Raw genomic sequence first — 15,743 nt, 5'->3', positions numbered from 1 at the left:
TCAGTCATCCCGAGCCTGCCCTGCCATGCGTTTCAAACTCGCGGGCGCCGTTCTGGCGCTGTCGACCGCTTTTTCGGCTTTCAGCGCTTTCGCCGCGCCGAGCGCCCCCCTCGGCCCCGTGACCAACCCGCTGTGGCTGCGCCAGTCCAGCATTTCGCCGGATGGCCGGCAGATCGCCTTCACCTTTCAGGGCAATCTCTACATCGTGCCCGCCGCCGGCGGCACCGCGCGGCTGCTGGTGGCCAATGGCAACCACATCGCGGCTCCGGTCTGGTCGCCCGATGGCAAGCTGCTGGCGTATGCGGCCGACCTTTATGGCAACAACGACGTCTTCCTCGTCTCGACCGAGGGCGGCCCGTCGCGCCGGCTGACGGCGCATTCGGCCGGCGAGACGCCCATCGCCTTCACGCCCGATGGCAAGGCGGTGCTGTTTTCGGCCTCGCGCCAGGACGCCCGCACCAGCATGGCCTTCCCGTCGCCGGCCCTGGGCGAGCTCTACCAGGTCGGCATCGACGGGGGCCGTCGCCCCGAGCAGTTGTTCAGCGCGCCGGCCATGGCCGGCCGCTACAACAAGGCCGGCAGCCAGCTGGTCTACGAGGACTGGAAGGGTTATGAGAACGGCTTCCGCAAGCACCACATCTCGCCGGTAGCCCGCGACATCTGGCTGTGGGACGCCAAGACCGGCCAGCACCGCAAGCTGACGAACACCGGCGGCGAGAACCGCAACCCGGTCTGGTCGGCCGATGAGAAGTCGGTCTACTACCTCAGCGAGAAGAGCGGCTCCCTCAATGTCTGGAAGATGCCTCTGGACCGCCCCGAGGCGGCGCAGCAGATCACCCGCTTCACGAAGAATCCGGTGCGCTTCCTGAGCGTGGCCGGCGACGGCACGCTGTCCTTCGGCTTCGACGGTGAGCTCTACACCATGGCCGGCGACGCCGCCACGCCGCAGAAGGTCGGCATCGGCATCGCCGCCGATGCGATGCAGCCGCGCATCGAGAACCTCAAGCTGGCCGAAGGCGCCACCGACATGGCCGTCAGCCCCGATGGCGGCGAAGTGGCCGTCATCGTGCGCGGCCAGGTCTTCGTCTCGTCCGCCGAGTTCGGCAACACCCGCCGCATCACTGAAGGCCCGGGCCAGAAGCGCTCGGTCAGCTTCAGCCCCGATGGCCGCAAGCTGCTGTATGCCTGCGAGGTCAATGGCCAGTGGAGCCTTTGTGAGGCGGCTATCAGCGGCGACAAGAAGGCCGTGCCCAGCTTCTTCAACGCGCCGCGCGTGACGACCCGGGTGCTGCTGCAGGACGCCCACCAGAACTTCCAGCCGCGCTACTCGCCCGACGGCAAGCAGGTCGCCTATCTGCAGGACCGCGCGGCCCTGCATGTGCTGGACATCGCCAGCGGCAAGACCCGCGAGGTGCTGTCGGCCGACTTCAACTACTCGTATGAAGACGGCGACCAGTGGTTCGACTGGGCGCCCGACGGCAAGAGCCTGGCGGTGCAGTTCGTCGACCGCAATCGCTGGGGCCAGGAAGTCGGGGTGGTGCCGGCCGACGGCAGCGGCAAGCTCGTCAACCTGACCAACAGTGGCTACGAGGACATTCGGCCCATGTTCGCGCGCCAGGGCCAGATGCTGGTCTGGGCCTCGGACCGCCACGGCCTGCATGGCAATGGCGGCGGATCGCGCACCGACGCCGACGTCTATGCGATGTTCCTGACCCGCGCGGCTTTCGACCGCTACCAGCTCGACAAGGCCGAATACGCCCAGCTGAAGAAGCGCGAGGAGGACGAGAAGAAGGACAGCGACAAGAAGGACGACGACAGCAAGAAGGCCGAGAAGAAGGACGCCGAGAAGAAAGACGAGAAGAAGGAAGCCGACAAGAAGGCAGAGAAGAAGCCCGAGCCGCCCAAGCCCGTCGTCATCGAGCAGGAGGGCATCGAGAACCGCACGGTGCGCATGACCACGGTGTCGGGCGACATCAAGGACTATGCGCTGACGCCGGACGGCGAGCAGCTGTTCTACGTCATCAAGACCGGCGAAGGCCATGAGCTGTGGCAGGTGCGCCTGCGCGACAAGGAAGGCCGCCGCGTGGCCTCGCTGCCGGGTGGCCGCATCGAGGCCGTCAGCCTGGTGCTGGACGCCAAGGGCGCCAACGGTTTCGTCATGACCGGCGGCAAGGTGCAGAAGTTCAAGGTGCCCGGCGACGACGGCAAGGGCGATGTGAAGACCGAAGGCCTCAAGTTCACGGCCGAGCTGCGCATCGACCACACTGCCGAGCGCGCTCAGATGTTCGACCACGTCTGGCGCCAGACCTACGAGAAGCTCTACGTCAGCGACATGGGCGGCGTGGACTGGGCCGGCTATCGCAAGGTCTACGAGCGCCAGCTGCCCTTCGTGGCCGATGGCGCCGACTTCGCCGAGCTGCTCAGCGAGATGCTGGGGGAACTCAATGTCTCTCACACCGGCAGCAGCTACCGCCCCGCCTCGCGCGGTGACGCGACGGCCGCCCTGGGCCTGTTCTACGACCCGGCCCACAAGGGCGCCGGCGTCAAGGTGGGCGAGGTCATCGAGGGCGGCCCGCTGGACACGGCGGCCACCCGGCTCAAGGCCGGCATGGTCATCGAGTCCATCGACGGCGAAGCCATTGCGGCTGGTGCCGAGTTCGACTCCATGCTCAACCTCAAGTCGGGCAAGCAGGTCGTGCTGGAGGTGCTGGACCCGGCCACGGGCAAGCACTTCGAGCAGACCCTCAAGGCCATCAGCCAGGGCGTTGAGCGCGAGCTGCTCTACAAGCGCTGGGTGCGCAAGGAGCGCGCCCTGGTGGACAAGCTGTCGGGCGGTCGCCTGGGCTATGTGCATGTGCGCGGCATGGACGACGGCAGCTACCGCCAGACCTATTCGGAGGCGCTGGGACGCGCCAGCGGCAAGGAGGCGCTGATCGTCGACACCCGCTTCAACGGCGGCGGCAATCTGCACGACGAGCTGGCCACGCTGCTGGCCGGCAAGAAGTACCTGGAATTCCTGCCGCGCGGCCAGAGCCTGGGCTGGGAGCCGGGTGGCAAATGGGTCAAGCCCTCGGCCGTGCTGATCAGCGAGAGCAACTACTCCGACGCCCACCTCTTCCCGTGGACCTACAAGCATCTGGGCATCGGCAAGCTCATCGGCATGCCGGTGGCCGGCACCGGCACGGCCGTGTGGTGGGAAACCATGCAGGACGGCGCCACCGTCTTCGGCATCCCGCAGGTGGGCTTCCGGGCCCAGAACGGCGACTTCATGGAGCGCGCCCTGGTGACGCCGGACGTTGTCGTGCCGAATGACAAGGCGAAGCTCGACGCCGGTGACGATCAACAACTGGAGGCGGCCGTGAAATCGCTGCTCGGCAAGTGAGCGCCGTCGGCGTCATGCCCCTTGCGCAGCCGGGCCGCACGGTGGCCTGGGTTGTCGCCGTGCTGGTAGCGATCTCGCTGTTCGGCAACTTCTACGTCTACGACTCCATCGGCCCCGTGGCCGACCTGCTGCAGCAGCAGCGCGGCTTCTCGGATTCGCAGATCGCGCTGCTGAACGCCATCTACAGCCTGCCCAACGTCGTCCTCATCCTGGTGGGCGGCGTGCTGGTGGACCGTTTCGGTGCGGCGCGCATGACGCTGATCACGGCGGGCATCTGCGCCCTCGGCGCGGCGCTGACCGCCTTCAGCCCCAGCTTCACCGGCATGGCCGCGGGGCGGCTGCTGTTCGGCATCGGCGCCGAGACCTTCAACATCGCGACGCTGGCCGCCGTGGCCGACTACTTTGGTGGCCGCAGCCTGGCGCTGGCCATGGGCGCGGAGCTGGCCGTGGGCCGCATGGGCTCCTATGGCGCCGACATGTCGCCGACCTGGTTTGCCGGTTCCTACGCGCAAGGCTGGCAGCCGCCCCTCGTCATCGCCGCCGCCATTGCGTTCTCGGCCTTCGTGGCGGCTTTCGCCTACTGGTGGGTGGACCGCGGCCCGCGCCGCGCCGGCCTGCTGCCCGCGGGCAACACGGCGGCCGAGAAATTCGCCTGGCGCGACCTGCTGCATTTCGGCAAGGCCTACTGGTATCTGCTGCTGCTGTGCGTGCTCTGGTACTCGGTCATCCTGGCCTTCCGCAGCACCTTCTCCATCAAGTATTTCCAGCATGCCCACGGGCTGGACCTGGCCGCGGCCGGGGAGATGAACAGCTATGTCTTCCTCGCCGCCGTGTTCGCCACGCCGGCCTTCGGCTGGATGTGCGACCGCCTGCGCCGCTATGCGCCTTTCCTGGCGCTGGGCGCCCTGCTGCTGCCCATCGCGCTGGCCGTGCTGGCGTTGACGCACTGGAGCCTGTGGATACCGACGGCGCTGATCGGCGTCAGCTACTCGCTGGTGCCGGCCGTCATGTGGCCGCTGACCAGCCGCCTCGTGGCGCCGAATCGCTTCGGCACGGCCATCGGCCTGATGTGGGTGGTGCAGAACGCCGGCATCAGCGGCGCCAACCTGGTGGCGGGCTGGCTCAACGACCGGGCCGGTGCCAGTGCCACCAACCCGGCCGGCTACAGCGACATGATGTGGTTCTTCGGCCTCACCAGCGTGGCGGGCTGTGTCTTCGCGCTGCTGCTGTGGGCGACCGCGGGGCGGGCGCGGCACGAGATCAAGGCTTGAGCATGCGAGCCGTGTTCCACTTCACCCACGAGAAGGACTGGCGAACCGCACCGCTGGCTTTCTGGGTGCATGTGCCAATCCCGGGAGCGATGAGCGAGTGTGATCCGCCGGCACCCAGGGCGGTCCCTCACCTTGGGTATCCCTTCCTTCGCGTTGAGTTCGAGTCGCACGAGCTTCAGTTCAGTGCGCTGGCCCAGTTGGACCACTTCATCGATGTCCTGTCTCGCAAGCCATTGCCTACTTCAAGCCAGCTGTCATCTCGTCGTGGCTTGCCGGTCGGCCCCAATGGTCATTGGTTGAGTCGTCTGCCAGCCGAACTGAAGTCGCCGCGTAAGCGCGAAAAGTTGGTGCTGGCGCTCGGCGCCGTGCGCGCTCAGGTGGCCGGCGCGTGGTCTGGCCAGTCGCTCGATCCGACGTCCGCCGGCAAACCGCCGTTGCCGGCTCAGCTTCAACGTCAAGCGACATAGGCCGGAGAACACCATGGGGCTCTTGATCTTCAGCATCAACGTCACCCTCGACGGCTGCGTCGATCACCAGGAAGGCATCGCCGACGACGAGACGCATGCCTTCTTCACGGGCCTGATGGATGAATGCGGGGCGATGCTGTGGGGCCGCGTCACCTACGAAATGATGGAGAGCTACTGGCCTTCGGTCGCCCGCGGCGACGTGGCAGCGCCACCAGCGATGCGCGAGTGGGCACTCAAGCTGGAGGCCAAGCCGAAATACGTGGTGTCGTCAACGCGAAAGGCCTTCCCGTGGACCCACAGCCACCCCATCGTGGGCGATCTGCGCATGGGTGTGCAGAAGCTCAAGGATGCGACCCCAAACGGTGTGCTGCTCGGCAGCGGCAAGCTCGCGGCGGAGCTGGACCGGCTGGATCTGATCGACGAGTACAGGTTGCTCGTCCACCCCAGGATCGCCGGCCACGGCCCGACGCTATATGAGAGCGGGCTGCCCGGCACGCGACGACTCGAGTTGGTCTCGGCGAAGCCGCTGCGATGTGGTGCGGTCGCCATGCACTACCGGTGCGCGCGTTAGGCAGAACACCCGCCAGGCGTCTACGGTCTCAGCGTGACCAGATCGCGCAGCAGCAGGTCGATATTGGCCCGCAGCGCGCGTTCGTTGGCGATGCGCAGCCTCTCGTTGGGCGACACGATGGCCTCGCTGAAGCCGGCCTCGTCGGTGTTGGCGATGCGGCGCTGGTAGACCGTCTTGCCGCTGGCCTTGTCGACCAGGGTGTAGCGCACGGCGGTTCCCACGGTCACGCCCAGCGCGGGCACCAGGGGCTGGTCCAGCTGCAGCAGTTCGGCCTGAAGCTCGAAGCGCGGCGCCGGTTCGGGCGACAGCGGCTTCATGCCGACGGCGAACAGCGATTCATCCAGGGCCTGCTGCAGCGCCACGGCACTGACCTTGGAGCCCCACCAGCGATTGGTTTCCTGGCCACCCTGGACGGTGGCGACGCCAATTTGGCCCCTCAGCGCATCCGGCACCCAGCCGCGGATCTGCAGCGCATTGGCCGCCGTGACGGCCATGGGCAGAGGCTGGCTGGGCGTGCCGCAGCCGGCCAGCAAGGTGGCCAGCAAGGTGGCCAGCAGGACGGCGATGGGCAGGGCAAGGCGTGGCATGGGTGGCCCATGCTAGGCCGAAGCGGTGGCTTCGATGGGCCTAAAAGCGCCGGTCGCGCCGGCCTATTCAGTGCTCGGCAAGCGGCTCCGGCGCTCCGAGGGCGGAGATGACCTCCAGCATGCCGCGCACCTTGAAGGGTTTGAGCAGCAGGCGGCAGACGTCGAGCTGCTTCAATCGCAGCGCCAGCTCGACGTCGCAGGACGCGGCCGTCGCCGCCACCGGCACGTTGGCCGGATGCGAGGCCTCGCCGGCGCGCAGGCGGCGCAACAGCTCCAGCGCCTCGCCCTCCTCGTCGATGGCGATCAGCAGCGCGTCGTAGCGGCTTTCGAACAACAGCTTCTCGGCCATCGCCGTGCTGGTGGCCTCCTGCACATCGGCCAAGCCCATTTCACGCGCCATGGTCGACACCGTGCGGCGCAGCACGAACTGCGGCTCGAGCAGCAGCAGCCGGCCGCTGGGCGTGACGGCGGTCATGGGTTTTCGCCCTGGCCGACCAGTTCGGCGACGACCAGGTCGCGCAGCGTGCCGAAGATGGCGCGGTCCAGCATGTCGAAGTGGCGCGGCTTGGTGTCGATGAGGCAGAGGGTGCCGATGGTTGCGCCGCTTGGCAGTGCCAGCGGCGCGCCGATGTAGAAGCGGATGAAGGGTGCGCCGACGACCAGGGGGTTGTCGGCGAAGCGCGGGTCCAGCGCGGCATCCAGCACCTCGAAGAGATCGGGCTGCAGGATGGCGTGGCCGCAGAAGGAGATCTCGCGCGAGGTCTCGCAGGCATCCAGGCCGACGCGGGCCTTGAACCACTGGCGCCGCTCGTCGATGAGGCTGATCAGCGCGATCGGCATGTCGAACTCTTCGGCGGCGAAGCTGACGATGCGGTCGAAGCGCTCCTCGGGTGGCGTGTCGAGGATGAGCAGCTCGCGCAGCACGCGCAGGCGCTCGGCGTCATTGGCGGGAATGGGTGCGGGCGTCATGCGGTGGGTGGGACGGTTAGGCGCAGTTTAGGCCGCCAGCACCGTGGTGTGGGCTTGCACCCGGCCGTCGGCGATGCGCAGCTCGCCCGCCGCGATGGGCAGCCTGAAGCGCCGCGGGCCGGCACTGCCCGGGTTGACGAAGAGCACGCCGTCGCGGGTCTCGATGTGGGGCTGGTGCGAATGGCCGGTGATGACGGCGGCGATGCCGGCCGCGCGCGGATCGATCGTGAGCTCGGCCAGGTCGTGCAGCACATGCAGGGTCAGGCCGCCCGCATGCAGCTGCGCCGCTTCGGGCAAGGCCCGGCCCCAGGGCGCGTTGTCGTTGTTGCCGCGCACGACGGTCAGCGGTGCGATCTGCGCCAGGCGCTCCAACACGGCCGGGTCGCCGATGTCTCCGGCATGCACGATGAAGTCCGACCCCTGCAGCCAGGCCAGCGCCTCGGGCCTGAGCAGGCCGTGGGTGTCGGAGATCAGGCCGACCCGGATCACTTCACTTCCAGCGTGTAGGTCACCGCCTGCGACAGGCTGGGCAGGATGCCGCCGAAGTTCAGCGTGTAGCGGCCGGCCTTGAGCGGTCCGAGCGCCACGTAATAGCCGTTGGCGGCGGCCGGCGCGTCGTCGTCAGGCGCGACGAGGAAGCAGCCCTTGGTGGCCTGGCGGTGCGCTTCCAGGCCGGGGAAGCGGCGGCCGTTGAGCTCCAGTACCAGGGCCGCGGGCGCCTCGGTCAGCGTTTCGGCGCGCAGCATCAGCGAGGCGCAGGCTTCGCGCTCGTCGTCGGGCGGGAAGGTGATGAAGTTCACGAGGGGGAAGAACAGCGTCTTGCCCGCCGGAATGCGGCAGCGGCGCACGGTGCGCGCCGTGCCATAGGTGCCGGCCAGGAACCACACCGGCCCGGACTGGCCGCTGGCGCACAGGCTGCCATCGCGGTCGGCCACGGGGCTGTCCTCCTCCTCGAAGGACATGGCCCAGTGCCACCAGCGCTTGGACCATTCCTCCTGCGTGGCGCCGGCAATCGGCTTGGCCGCAGGAATGAGCTGGGCCTGCGTCGGCAGGGCGGCGGCCAGCAGCAGGGCCAGGGTGAGGGCGTGTCGCATCAGTCTTGCTTCAGGTTTTGCGCTTGCGTTCCATGGCCACTTCGGAGACCTGAAAGCCCAGCTTCTCGTAGAAGGCCGCCACGCCGCCGCGGCCGGCGCGCAGCACCCAGGTCATCTCGTCGTTGTCGCCGATGGCAGCCTTGACGAGGGCGCTGCCGATGCCGCGGCCACGGTGCGAATCCGCGACGACGACCATGGAGATATAGCCGTTGAAGAGGCCGTCGGTGATGGCGCGCAGGAAGCCGATCACCTCGCCATCGTCGTCCACGGCGGCCAGGGCAAGCTGGGAGCGCCCGACCAGTTCGGCAAAGACGGCGGCATCGGCCACGCGCGGCCCCCATTGGTTTGCAACCAGCAGCTCGCGTGCGGCTTCGACTTCGTCAGGCTGGATGGGTCGGATCTGCATTCAGCCCCCGAACATCATGCGATGGGCCAGCGCTTTCTTCAGCGGCGTGGCCAGCTCGAGACCGGCCAGCGCCAGGCCGCGCAGCGCCGGCAGCCCCGGCAGCCGCCAGGCGAAGCTGCGGGCGAGGAAGTCGGTCGCGGCGATCATGGGCCAGCGGTCGGGGGCGCGCTGCCAGTCGACGCGGGCCAGCACGGCGTCCAGGCCCTGGCCGGTCTCGGCGGCCTCGCGCAGCGCGTCCACCAGCGCCTGGGCGTCGCGCAGGCCGAGGTTCAGCCCCTGGCCGGCGACCGGATGCAGGGTCTGGGCCGCGTTGCCGATGCGCAGGGCCCGGCCTTGCAGCAGCCGCGTCTCGGCATTGAGGCCGAGGGGGAAGCATTTCAGTGGCGAGATGCCGGTCAACTGGCCTGCCGCGGCCGGCAGCTGCTGCTGGATGACGACGAGGCGCTGGGCGTCGTTCAGCGTGGCGATGTCGTCCTCGGCCTGTGGCAGGCACCAGACCAGGGCCGCGCGTGGGCCCTGGGCGTCGTCGGGCAGGGGCAGCAGCGCCAGCGGGCCGTTGCGCGTGAAGCGCTCGATGGCCAGGCCCTGCAGGCCGGGCGGCGCGAGGCGCACCTGGCCGACCCAGGCGTTCTGGTGGTAGTCGCTGGTGATGGACTTCCTGTCCTGCTCGGCGAACACACCACCCTCGGCGACGACGGCGAGGTCGAAACGGTCGACGACCGGCCCTTCGCCGCAGTCCAGCTCCACGCCCGTCGCATCGGAGCGGATCGCGTGCACCGGCGTCGCAAAGCGCGTGAACAACCGTTCGCGTTGCGTCTCCGCCAAATCCAGCCAGCGCTGCTGCAGCGGCGCGACGAGGGCGCCATAGGGCAGCACGGCGCCGAGCTGGGGCAGGCCTTGTTCGGCGGCGCTGATGCGCACTTCCCCGGCGATGGGCGAGGGCGGAGCCTGGCTGACGTGCACGGTGCGGATGGCCTGGGCGTCTTCTGGCCGCCAGGCGTTCAGGCGCTGCAGCAACCGGATGCTGCCGAGGTTGAGGGCCAGCGTGCGCGCGTCGCCGCTGATGTCACGGTCGAGGGCGCGGGTGTCGAAGAGGTGGATTTCGGCGCCCGCGAGGCGTTCGGCGGCGAGCAGGGCGAGGGCGAGGCCGGCGGGGCCTGCGCCGATGACGGCGAACTTCATGCCCTCAACGATAGATCATCGGTAGCGGTCGACGATGCGGGCCAGGCTGCCGTCGGTCTGCATGACCGCCAGCGCGGCGTCCAGATCGGTCAGCGACACGGCGGCGCGCGGCGACAGTGCACAACAGGTGCGCCAGTGCGTGACGACCAGCGGCGGGTGCAGGGCCAGCGGCACCTCGCCGCGGCGCAGCAGGTATTCGAAGCTGGCGCGGCCCACGAGGGCGTGGTCGACGCGGCCCAGGGCCAGCTTGCGCAGCAGGCTCTCCAGGTTGGGCCCGTCGTCGCGCACGAAGCCGGCGCCCAGCGCCGCGGCGACCTCGGCGTACTCGAAGCCTGCGATGGTGCCGATGCGCTGGCCGGCGACGTTCTGCAGCCGCGCCGGCGCCGGCCGGCGCCTGGCCGTGACCAGCAGTTCGCCGTCGTCGAGAAAAGGCCGGCTCCATTGCAGCGGCCCGGGCAGCCAGGCGGGCAGATAGGTGCAGATCATGTCGGCCTCGTCGCTGGCCAGCAGCAGCGGGCCGACGCGGCGGCGCGGCACGACGCGAAAGCGCAGCGCGCGGTGCAGGCGCTGGCCCAGCTCCAGCGCGATGTCGTGCTGCAGCCCGTCGACGACCTGGCCGTCGCGGATCAGGGCCTGGGGCATCTGCACGCTGCTGTCGATGAGCACGACCAGGGCCGCCTCGTCCGCAGCCGCGACGGCTGGCGCGCCCAGGGCCAGCAACAGGTGGCGCCGTGTCAGCCGCATGCGGGCCTCAGCGGAAGCGTTCGAGGATGCGCGTCAGGCCGCCGTCGGCCTGCATGGCGGCCAGTGCCGCGTCGAGCTGGGTGAGGGGCAGGCTGCTGCGCGGTGACAGCGCACAGGCCGTGCGCAGCCGCGCGATGACCAGCGGCGGGTGCAGCTCCAGCGGTACCTCGCCACGGCGCTGCAGATACTCGAAGGTGACGCGGCCGACGATGGCGTGGTCGATGCGCCCCGAGGCGAGCTTGCGCAGGTTGGTGATCAGGTTGGGCGCGTCATCACGCATGAAGCTCGACCCCAGCGCGGTCTCGGTCTCCGGGTAGAGGAAGCCCGACACCGTGCCGATGCGCCGGCCGGTCACGTCCTGCAACTGGGCCGGGGCCGGGCGGCGGGCCGCGGTGACCAGCATGTCGGCGTCGTCGAGGTAGGGGCGGCTCCACTGCAGCTGCCCGGGCAGCCAGCCGGGGATGTAGTTGCAGATCAGGTCGGCCTCCTGGCCTTCGCCCAGCAGCTGGGCGATGCGCCGCCGCGGCACGAGGCGAAAGCGCACGCTGCGGCCCAGGCGCTGGCCGAGCTCCAGCGCGAGCAGGTATTGCAGGCCATCGACGGGCCGCCCGTCCTTGAACAGGGCCTGGGGCATCTCGATGCTGCCGTCGATGAGCACGAAGAGCGGCGGGTCGTCGGCGCGCGCCGGCCCGGCCGCCACACCGGCAGCAGCCAGGCCCAGCAGCAGGCCGCGCCTCGACATCCGCGCCATCGTCTTCATCCCGTTGCGCGCCGCCCCCGGCACGCTCGAGGGCATTGTGGCCATGCGCCGGCAAGCCTGGGCAGGCCGGCTTAAGCTGTCGCTTTTCCGCACTCCGCCCCCCAGGACCACTTCATGCAATACCGCCGTCTCGGCCGCGCCGGCCTCCAGGTTTCCGAACTCTCCCTCGGCTCCTGGGTCACGTATCACAACCAGGTCGGCACCAAGGCCGCCACCGAGATGCTGGCCGCGGCCTTCGACGCCGGCATCAACTTCTTCGACAACGCCGAGGTCTATGCCCAAGGCGAGAGCGAGGTCGTCATGGGGCAGGCCTTCAAGGCCCTGGGCTGGAACCGGCTCGACTACATCGTCTCCAGCAAGTTCTTCTGGGGCCTGGCGCGTGACGGCGTGACGGTGAACCGCAAGGACACGCTGAACCGCAAATACCTGATGCAGGCCGTCGACGCGTCGCTGAAGCGCTTCCAGCTCGAGCACCTGGACCTCATCTACTGCCACCGCCCCGACCCCCACACGCCCATCGAGGAAACCGTCTGGGCCATGAGCGACATCATTCGCCAGGGCAAGGCGCTGTACTGGGGCACCAGCGAGTGGAGCGCCGCCGACATCCGCGCCGCCTGGGAGATCGCCGAGCGCCATCATCTGCACAAGCCCGTCGTCGAGCAGCCGCAGTACCACCTCTTCCACCGCCGCAAGGTGGAGCAGGAGTTCGCCCGCCTGTATGACGACATCGGCCTGGGCCTGACGACCTGGAGCCCGCTGGCCTCGGGCCTGCTGACCGGCAAATACCGCGCCGGCATTCCCGAAGGCAGCCGCGGCGCGCTGGAGAACATGGCCTGGATGCGCGAGCAGCTGCAGGACAAGGCCAAGAACGACGCCGTCGGCAAGCTCGCCGAGATCGCCGCCGAACTCGGCTGCAACACGGCCCAGCTGGCCATCGCCTGGATCAACCGCAACCCGCGCGTGTCCACCGTCATCCTGGGCGCCAGCCGCATCGAGCAGCTGCACGACAACCTCGGCGCGCTGGCGGTGACGCCCAAGCTCACGCCGGAAATCCTGGAACGCATCGACGCCATCGCCAAACCCTTGGCGCAGTGATCATTCACGTTCTCTGAGGGCAAGACCCGGCAATGAGGGCCCTTTCGGTGCCTGAGAATGCCGGTATGAGGGTCCTGATAACAAAAGGGTGCGCTGCAACCCTGCTGATCGCTGCCAGCCTGCTGGCCACGATGGCGCATGCCGTCGTGCCGCGCTTCGAACCCATCGGGGAGCCGGGTGCGGTGCGGGACAACGTCGTCTCGGCGCTGGCGCTGGACGCCCGCGGCCTGCTGTGGGCCGGGTCGCCCGAGGGCCTGCTGCGTTTCGACGGCTATGCCTTCCGCCGCTACCCCCTGAGCGGCCCCGACGGCCAGCTGCTGCCCGAGCAGTTCGTGCGCGCCATGCTGCCCGACCCGCGCGGCTGGATGTGGGTGGCCGCCGGCAACAGCGGCCTGGTACGCCTGGACGTGGCCACCGGCCGCTGGGACCGCTGGGCGCGCGACGGCAAGTCGGCCGACGAGACGGCGCCTGCCGCCAACACCGTGCGCACCTTCGCGCTCGAGAAGGACGGCACGCTGTGGATAGGCGGCAGCGGCGGCCTGGACCGCTTCGACGTCAAGAACCAGCGCTTCACCCACCAGCGCGGCAAGGAAGACGGCCTGCCCGACACGCGCGTGCAGACCCTGCTCGTCGACCGCCAGGGCACGCTGTGGATAGGCACCTGGCGCGGCCTGGCCCGCAAGGCGGCCGACGGCCCCATCGAGACGCTGGACGTCGGCGTGGGCGACCAGCTCATCACGATGATCAGCGAGGCCGTCGATGGCCGCATCATCATCGGCACGGCGCAGGGCCGCCTGCGCGCCTTGTCGCCCAGCGGCCAGCCGCTGCCCTTCAGCCCCGGCGCCCAGCCGGGTGCCACCTCGGGGGCCTGGCCGGTCATGGCCATGGCCCAGCCGGATTCCGATGAACTGTGGTTCGGTGACGCCTCGGGCGTGTCGCGCCGGCGTGCGACGGACGGAGCGCTGATCGAGCGCCTGCCCGCCACCGGCGCCGGCACCGCGCCGCGCAGCGACGTGCGCGCGCTGATGCGCGACCCCTCGGGCACCGTCTGGGCCGGCAGCTATGGCGGCGGCCTGATGCGCCATGTGCCCTCGCTGCCCGGCCTGTCCATGGTGCGCGAGGCGGTCGGCTCGGTCTCCGGCGGCCTGGACGTGCGCAGCATCCTGCAGCTGGACAACGGCGAGATCTGGCTGGGCACGCTGGCCGGCGGCATCGAACGCCGCGACCGCGACCTGATGCCGCTCGGCCTGGTCGCTCAGGGCGGCGGTGGCCTGCCGCCGGGCCGCGTCAACGCGCTGGGGCAGACCAAGGACGGCGCCGTCTGGGTCGCCATCGACACCCAGTTGCTGCGCTTCGACAGCCAGGGCCGCTGGAAGGAAACGCTGCGCAGCGGCAACGCGGTGCCGCGGCGCTTCCAGCCGACCGAAGACGGCGCGCTGTGGATCGCGACGCTGGACGGCCTGATGCGCTGGACGCCCCAGCACCCGCAGATGCGCCCCATCCCGACGGGCGGCCTGGTGGGCGGCACCGGCGAGGTCAATGCCTTCGCCACGCTGCCCGACGGCAGCCTGTGGGCCGGCGGCGCGGCCGGCCTGTTCCGCGTTGCCAAGCCCGGCTCGGACGAGCCCGTGGCCGAATGGGTGGAGCCCGTGGGCCTGACCGGCCAGACCGTGCTCGGCATGGCCGTCGACCTGGCCGGGCGGCTCTGGGTCGATACCGGCACCGGCCTGCACCGCCTCATCGACAGCGACGGCAAGAAGGCGCGCTTCGAGGTCGTCGGCGCCTCCGACATCGGCGGGGCCTTCGGCGCCAACCTGCTGTTCGACAAGCAGGGTCGCATCTGGTCGCAGCGCAATATGTACGACCCGCACAGCGGCGAACGCCGCGAGCTGGGTGCGGCCGATGGCGCCGACCTCGGCACCGGCTGGTTCCGCTCCTACGCCAAGCTGGACGACGGCCGCATGATGTTCGGCGGTGCCCGCGGCCTGCTCGTCATCGACCCCGAACGCTTCGCGCCCTGGACCTACAAGCCGCCGCTGGTCGTTTCAGAACTGCGCATCGATGGCGGGGAGCGCCCCTTGCCCGCCAGCGGCGCCGACATCGTGCTGGCGCCCGGCGAGCGCGGCCTGAGCCTGGCCTTCGCCTCGCTGGACTACAGCCAGCCGGGCCGCAACCGCTACCGCTACCGGCTGCAGGGCCTGGACGCCGGCTGGATCGACGCCGGCCCGCTGGGCCGCGCGGCGGCCTACACCAACCTCGCGCCCGGCCATTACCAGCTGCTCGTGCAGGGCAGCAACCGCGACGGCGCCTGGAGCCCCAACGAGCTGAAGATCGGCGTCGACGTGCGCGCGGCCTGGTGGCAGACGCGCTGGGCGCTGGCCCTGGCCGTCATCGCGGCCGTCGGCCTGGTCGCCTGCATCGTCAGCATGCGTACGCGGCTGCTGCTGCGCCACCGCCGCGTGCTCGAGGCGCGCGTGCAGGAACGCACCGAGGCGCTGGAGGCCGCCACGGCGGCGCTGACGGCCAAGTCCCTCGAACTGGAGGAGGCCAGCCTCACCGACCCGCTGACCGGCCTGCGCAACCGCCGCTTCCTCGATCGCCAGATGCCCGCCGACGCCGCGCTCACGCTGCGCCACTACGAGCCGCACGCCGATGCAATGGCCGCTCGCAACGAGGGTGACAACGAGCAGGACCTGCTCTTCTTCCTCATCGACATCGACCACTTCAAGCGCATCAACGACGCCCATGGCCACATGGCCGGCGACGCCGTGCTGATGCAGATGCGCGGCCGGCTGGAGCAGGTCTTCCGCGCCACCGACTACCTGGTGCGCTGGGGCGGCGAGGAATTCCTCATCGTCGCCCGCGGCACGCCGCGCCGCCGTGCGGCCGAGCTGGCCGAGCGCGCCCGCCAGGCCATCGTGGCCCAGCCCTTCGAGCTCGGCGGGGAGCTGCGCCTGGTGCTGACCTGCTCGGTCGGTTTTTCGGCCTTCCCGCTGTGCGCCAGCCTGCCGCGTGCGCTRGACTGGCATGCCGCCATCGACCTGGCCGACGCGGCGCTGTACGACGCCAAGGACACCGGCCGCAATGCCTGGGTCGGCTTGCTCGATGCCGAGGCCGGCAGCGAGGACGAGCTGCGCCAGGACATCCGCCGGCCGCTCGACAGCTGGGCTGCCAGCGGGCGGCTGACGCTGCTGCGGTCAGGGCGCGCCTGAGGG

At 69.8% G+C, this 15,743-nt stretch carries 15 protein-coding genes; 6 read left to right on the top strand and 9 right to left on the bottom strand.

The window, feature by feature from the left end; all coding sequences use genetic code 11:
* Window positions 1–25 precede the first annotated feature (25 nt).
* Genes AC1DW3_RS23170 through AC1DW3_RS23155 form a run of 4 tightly spaced genes read left to right on the top strand, consistent with a single transcriptional unit; the run spans window position 26 to window position 5,691 of the window.
* The gene (locus tag AC1DW3_RS23170) at window positions 26–3,382 is read left to right on the top strand and encodes a S41 family peptidase (RefSeq protein WP_477935315.1); all 3,357 of its coding nucleotides are present in this window, start codon (window positions 26–28) and stop codon (window positions 3,380–3,382) included.
* 14 nt (window positions 3,383–3,396) lie between these two features.
* On the top strand, window positions 3,397–4,653 hold the full coding sequence (locus AC1DW3_RS23165; RefSeq protein ID WP_477935313.1) for an MFS transporter: 1,257 nt from the start codon (window positions 3,397–3,399) through the stop codon (window positions 4,651–4,653).
* A 2-nt stretch (window positions 4,654–4,655) separates the two neighbouring features.
* Window positions 4,656–5,120, top strand: coding sequence for a hypothetical protein (locus AC1DW3_RS23160; RefSeq protein ID WP_477935311.1), 465 nt, complete (start codon window positions 4,656–4,658; stop codon window positions 5,118–5,120).
* A 13-nt stretch (window positions 5,121–5,133) separates the two neighbouring features.
* A complete protein-coding gene (locus AC1DW3_RS23155; RefSeq protein WP_477935309.1) occupies window positions 5,134–5,691 on the top strand; it encodes a dihydrofolate reductase family protein in 558 nt (185 codons plus the stop codon).
* Between the two features lie 20 nt (window positions 5,692–5,711).
* Here the strand turns inward: AC1DW3_RS23155 and AC1DW3_RS23150 are convergent, their stop codons facing one another.
* The 9 genes from AC1DW3_RS23150 to AC1DW3_RS23110 form a co-directional block, all read right to left on the bottom strand.
* Entirely contained in the window at window positions 5,712–6,278 is a 567-nt protein-coding gene (locus AC1DW3_RS23150) for a hypothetical protein (protein WP_477935308.1), read from the bottom strand.
* 67 nt (window positions 6,279–6,345) lie between these two features.
* Window positions 6,346–6,753: a response regulator gene (locus tag AC1DW3_RS23145; protein ID WP_477935306.1), complete on the bottom strand. Its 408-nt coding sequence runs from the start codon at window positions 6,751–6,753 to the stop codon at window positions 6,346–6,348.
* The gene (locus AC1DW3_RS23140) at window positions 6,750–7,247 is read right to left on the bottom strand and encodes a GAF domain-containing protein (RefSeq protein ID WP_477935304.1); all 498 of its coding nucleotides are present in this window, start codon (window positions 7,245–7,247) and stop codon (window positions 6,750–6,752) included. Before AC1DW3_RS23140 ends, AC1DW3_RS23145 begins: the two co-directional genes overlap by 4 nt.
* A gap of 27 nt (window positions 7,248–7,274) precedes the next feature.
* Complete coding sequence (locus tag AC1DW3_RS23135) at window positions 7,275–7,736, bottom strand: metallophosphoesterase family protein (RefSeq protein WP_477935302.1); 462 nt, start codon at window positions 7,734–7,736, stop codon at window positions 7,275–7,277.
* Window positions 7,733–8,341: a hypothetical protein gene (locus AC1DW3_RS23130; protein ID WP_477935300.1), complete on the bottom strand. Its 609-nt coding sequence runs from the start codon at window positions 8,339–8,341 to the stop codon at window positions 7,733–7,735. Before AC1DW3_RS23130 ends, AC1DW3_RS23135 begins: the two co-directional genes overlap by 4 nt.
* 10 nt (window positions 8,342–8,351) lie before the next feature.
* Window positions 8,352–8,747 (bottom strand): GNAT family N-acetyltransferase, encoded by a 396-nt coding sequence (locus AC1DW3_RS23125; RefSeq protein WP_477935298.1) that lies wholly within the window; start codon window positions 8,745–8,747, stop codon window positions 8,352–8,354.
* On the bottom strand, window positions 8,748–9,929 hold the full coding sequence (locus AC1DW3_RS23120; RefSeq protein WP_477935295.1) for an FAD-dependent monooxygenase: 1,182 nt from the start codon (window positions 9,927–9,929) through the stop codon (window positions 8,748–8,750).
* Window positions 9,930–9,944: 15 nt separating this feature from the next.
* Complete coding sequence (locus AC1DW3_RS23115) at window positions 9,945–10,673, bottom strand: substrate-binding periplasmic protein (protein ID WP_477935292.1); 729 nt, start codon at window positions 10,671–10,673, stop codon at window positions 9,945–9,947.
* Window positions 10,674–10,680: 7 nt separating this feature from the next.
* Window positions 10,681–11,424, bottom strand: coding sequence for a substrate-binding periplasmic protein (locus AC1DW3_RS23110; protein ID WP_477935291.1), 744 nt, complete (start codon window positions 11,422–11,424; stop codon window positions 10,681–10,683).
* Between the two features lie 123 nt (window positions 11,425–11,547).
* Between AC1DW3_RS23110 and AC1DW3_RS23105 the strand changes: the two genes are divergently transcribed.
* Both AC1DW3_RS23105 and AC1DW3_RS23100 read left to right on the top strand, forming a co-directional pair.
* Window positions 11,548–12,528: a potassium channel beta subunit family protein gene (locus tag AC1DW3_RS23105; RefSeq protein WP_477935290.1), complete on the top strand. Its 981-nt coding sequence runs from the start codon at window positions 11,548–11,550 to the stop codon at window positions 12,526–12,528.
* A 65-nt stretch (window positions 12,529–12,593) separates the two neighbouring features.
* Window positions 12,594–15,740 (top strand): diguanylate cyclase, encoded by a 3,147-nt coding sequence (locus AC1DW3_RS23100; protein WP_477935289.1) that lies wholly within the window; start codon window positions 12,594–12,596, stop codon window positions 15,738–15,740.
* Window positions 15,741–15,743 lie beyond the last annotated feature (3 nt).

The sequence above is a fragment of the Roseateles sp. P2_H4 genome, assembly GCF_056403315.1.
The sequence above is the reverse complement of the archived record's forward strand: the minus strand, read 5'-3'. Positions and strand labels throughout refer to the sequence as shown.

Excerpts from the sequence above, each read along its gene's own strand:
- AC1DW3_RS23105 (WP_477935290.1), top strand. The coding sequence starts at position 11,548 with ATGCAATACCGCCGTCTCGGCCGCGCCGGCCTCCAGGTTTCCGAACTC.
- AC1DW3_RS23125 (WP_477935298.1), bottom strand. The coding sequence starts at position 8,747 with ATGCAGATCCGACCCATCCAGCCTGACGAAGTCGAAGCCGCACGCGAG.
- AC1DW3_RS23130 (WP_477935300.1), bottom strand. The coding sequence starts at position 8,341 with ATGCGACACGCCCTCACCCTGGCCCTGCTGCTGGCCGCCGCCCTGCCG.
- AC1DW3_RS23170 (WP_477935315.1), top strand. The coding sequence starts at position 26 with ATGCGTTTCAAACTCGCGGGCGCCGTTCTGGCGCTGTCGACCGCTTTT.
- AC1DW3_RS23150 (WP_477935308.1), bottom strand. The coding sequence starts at position 6,278 with ATGCCACGCCTTGCCCTGCCCATCGCCGTCCTGCTGGCCACCTTGCTG.
- AC1DW3_RS23120 (WP_477935295.1), bottom strand. The coding sequence starts at position 9,929 with ATGAAGTTCGCCGTCATCGGCGCAGGCCCCGCCGGCCTCGCCCTCGCC.
- AC1DW3_RS23110 (WP_477935291.1), bottom strand. The coding sequence starts at position 11,424 with ATGGCGCGGATGTCGAGGCGCGGCCTGCTGCTGGGCCTGGCTGCTGCC.
- AC1DW3_RS23145 (WP_477935306.1), bottom strand. The coding sequence starts at position 6,753 with ATGACCGCCGTCACGCCCAGCGGCCGGCTGCTGCTGCTCGAGCCGCAG.
- AC1DW3_RS23140 (WP_477935304.1), bottom strand. The coding sequence starts at position 7,247 with ATGACGCCCGCACCCATTCCCGCCAATGACGCCGAGCGCCTGCGCGTG.
- AC1DW3_RS23155 (WP_477935309.1), top strand. The coding sequence starts at position 5,134 with ATGGGGCTCTTGATCTTCAGCATCAACGTCACCCTCGACGGCTGCGTC.
- AC1DW3_RS23115 (WP_477935292.1), bottom strand. The coding sequence starts at position 10,673 with ATGCGGCTGACACGGCGCCACCTGTTGCTGGCCCTGGGCGCGCCAGCC.
- AC1DW3_RS23160 (WP_477935311.1), top strand. The coding sequence starts at position 4,656 with ATGCGAGCCGTGTTCCACTTCACCCACGAGAAGGACTGGCGAACCGCA.
- AC1DW3_RS23165 (WP_477935313.1), top strand. The coding sequence starts at position 3,397 with ATGCCCCTTGCGCAGCCGGGCCGCACGGTGGCCTGGGTTGTCGCCGTG.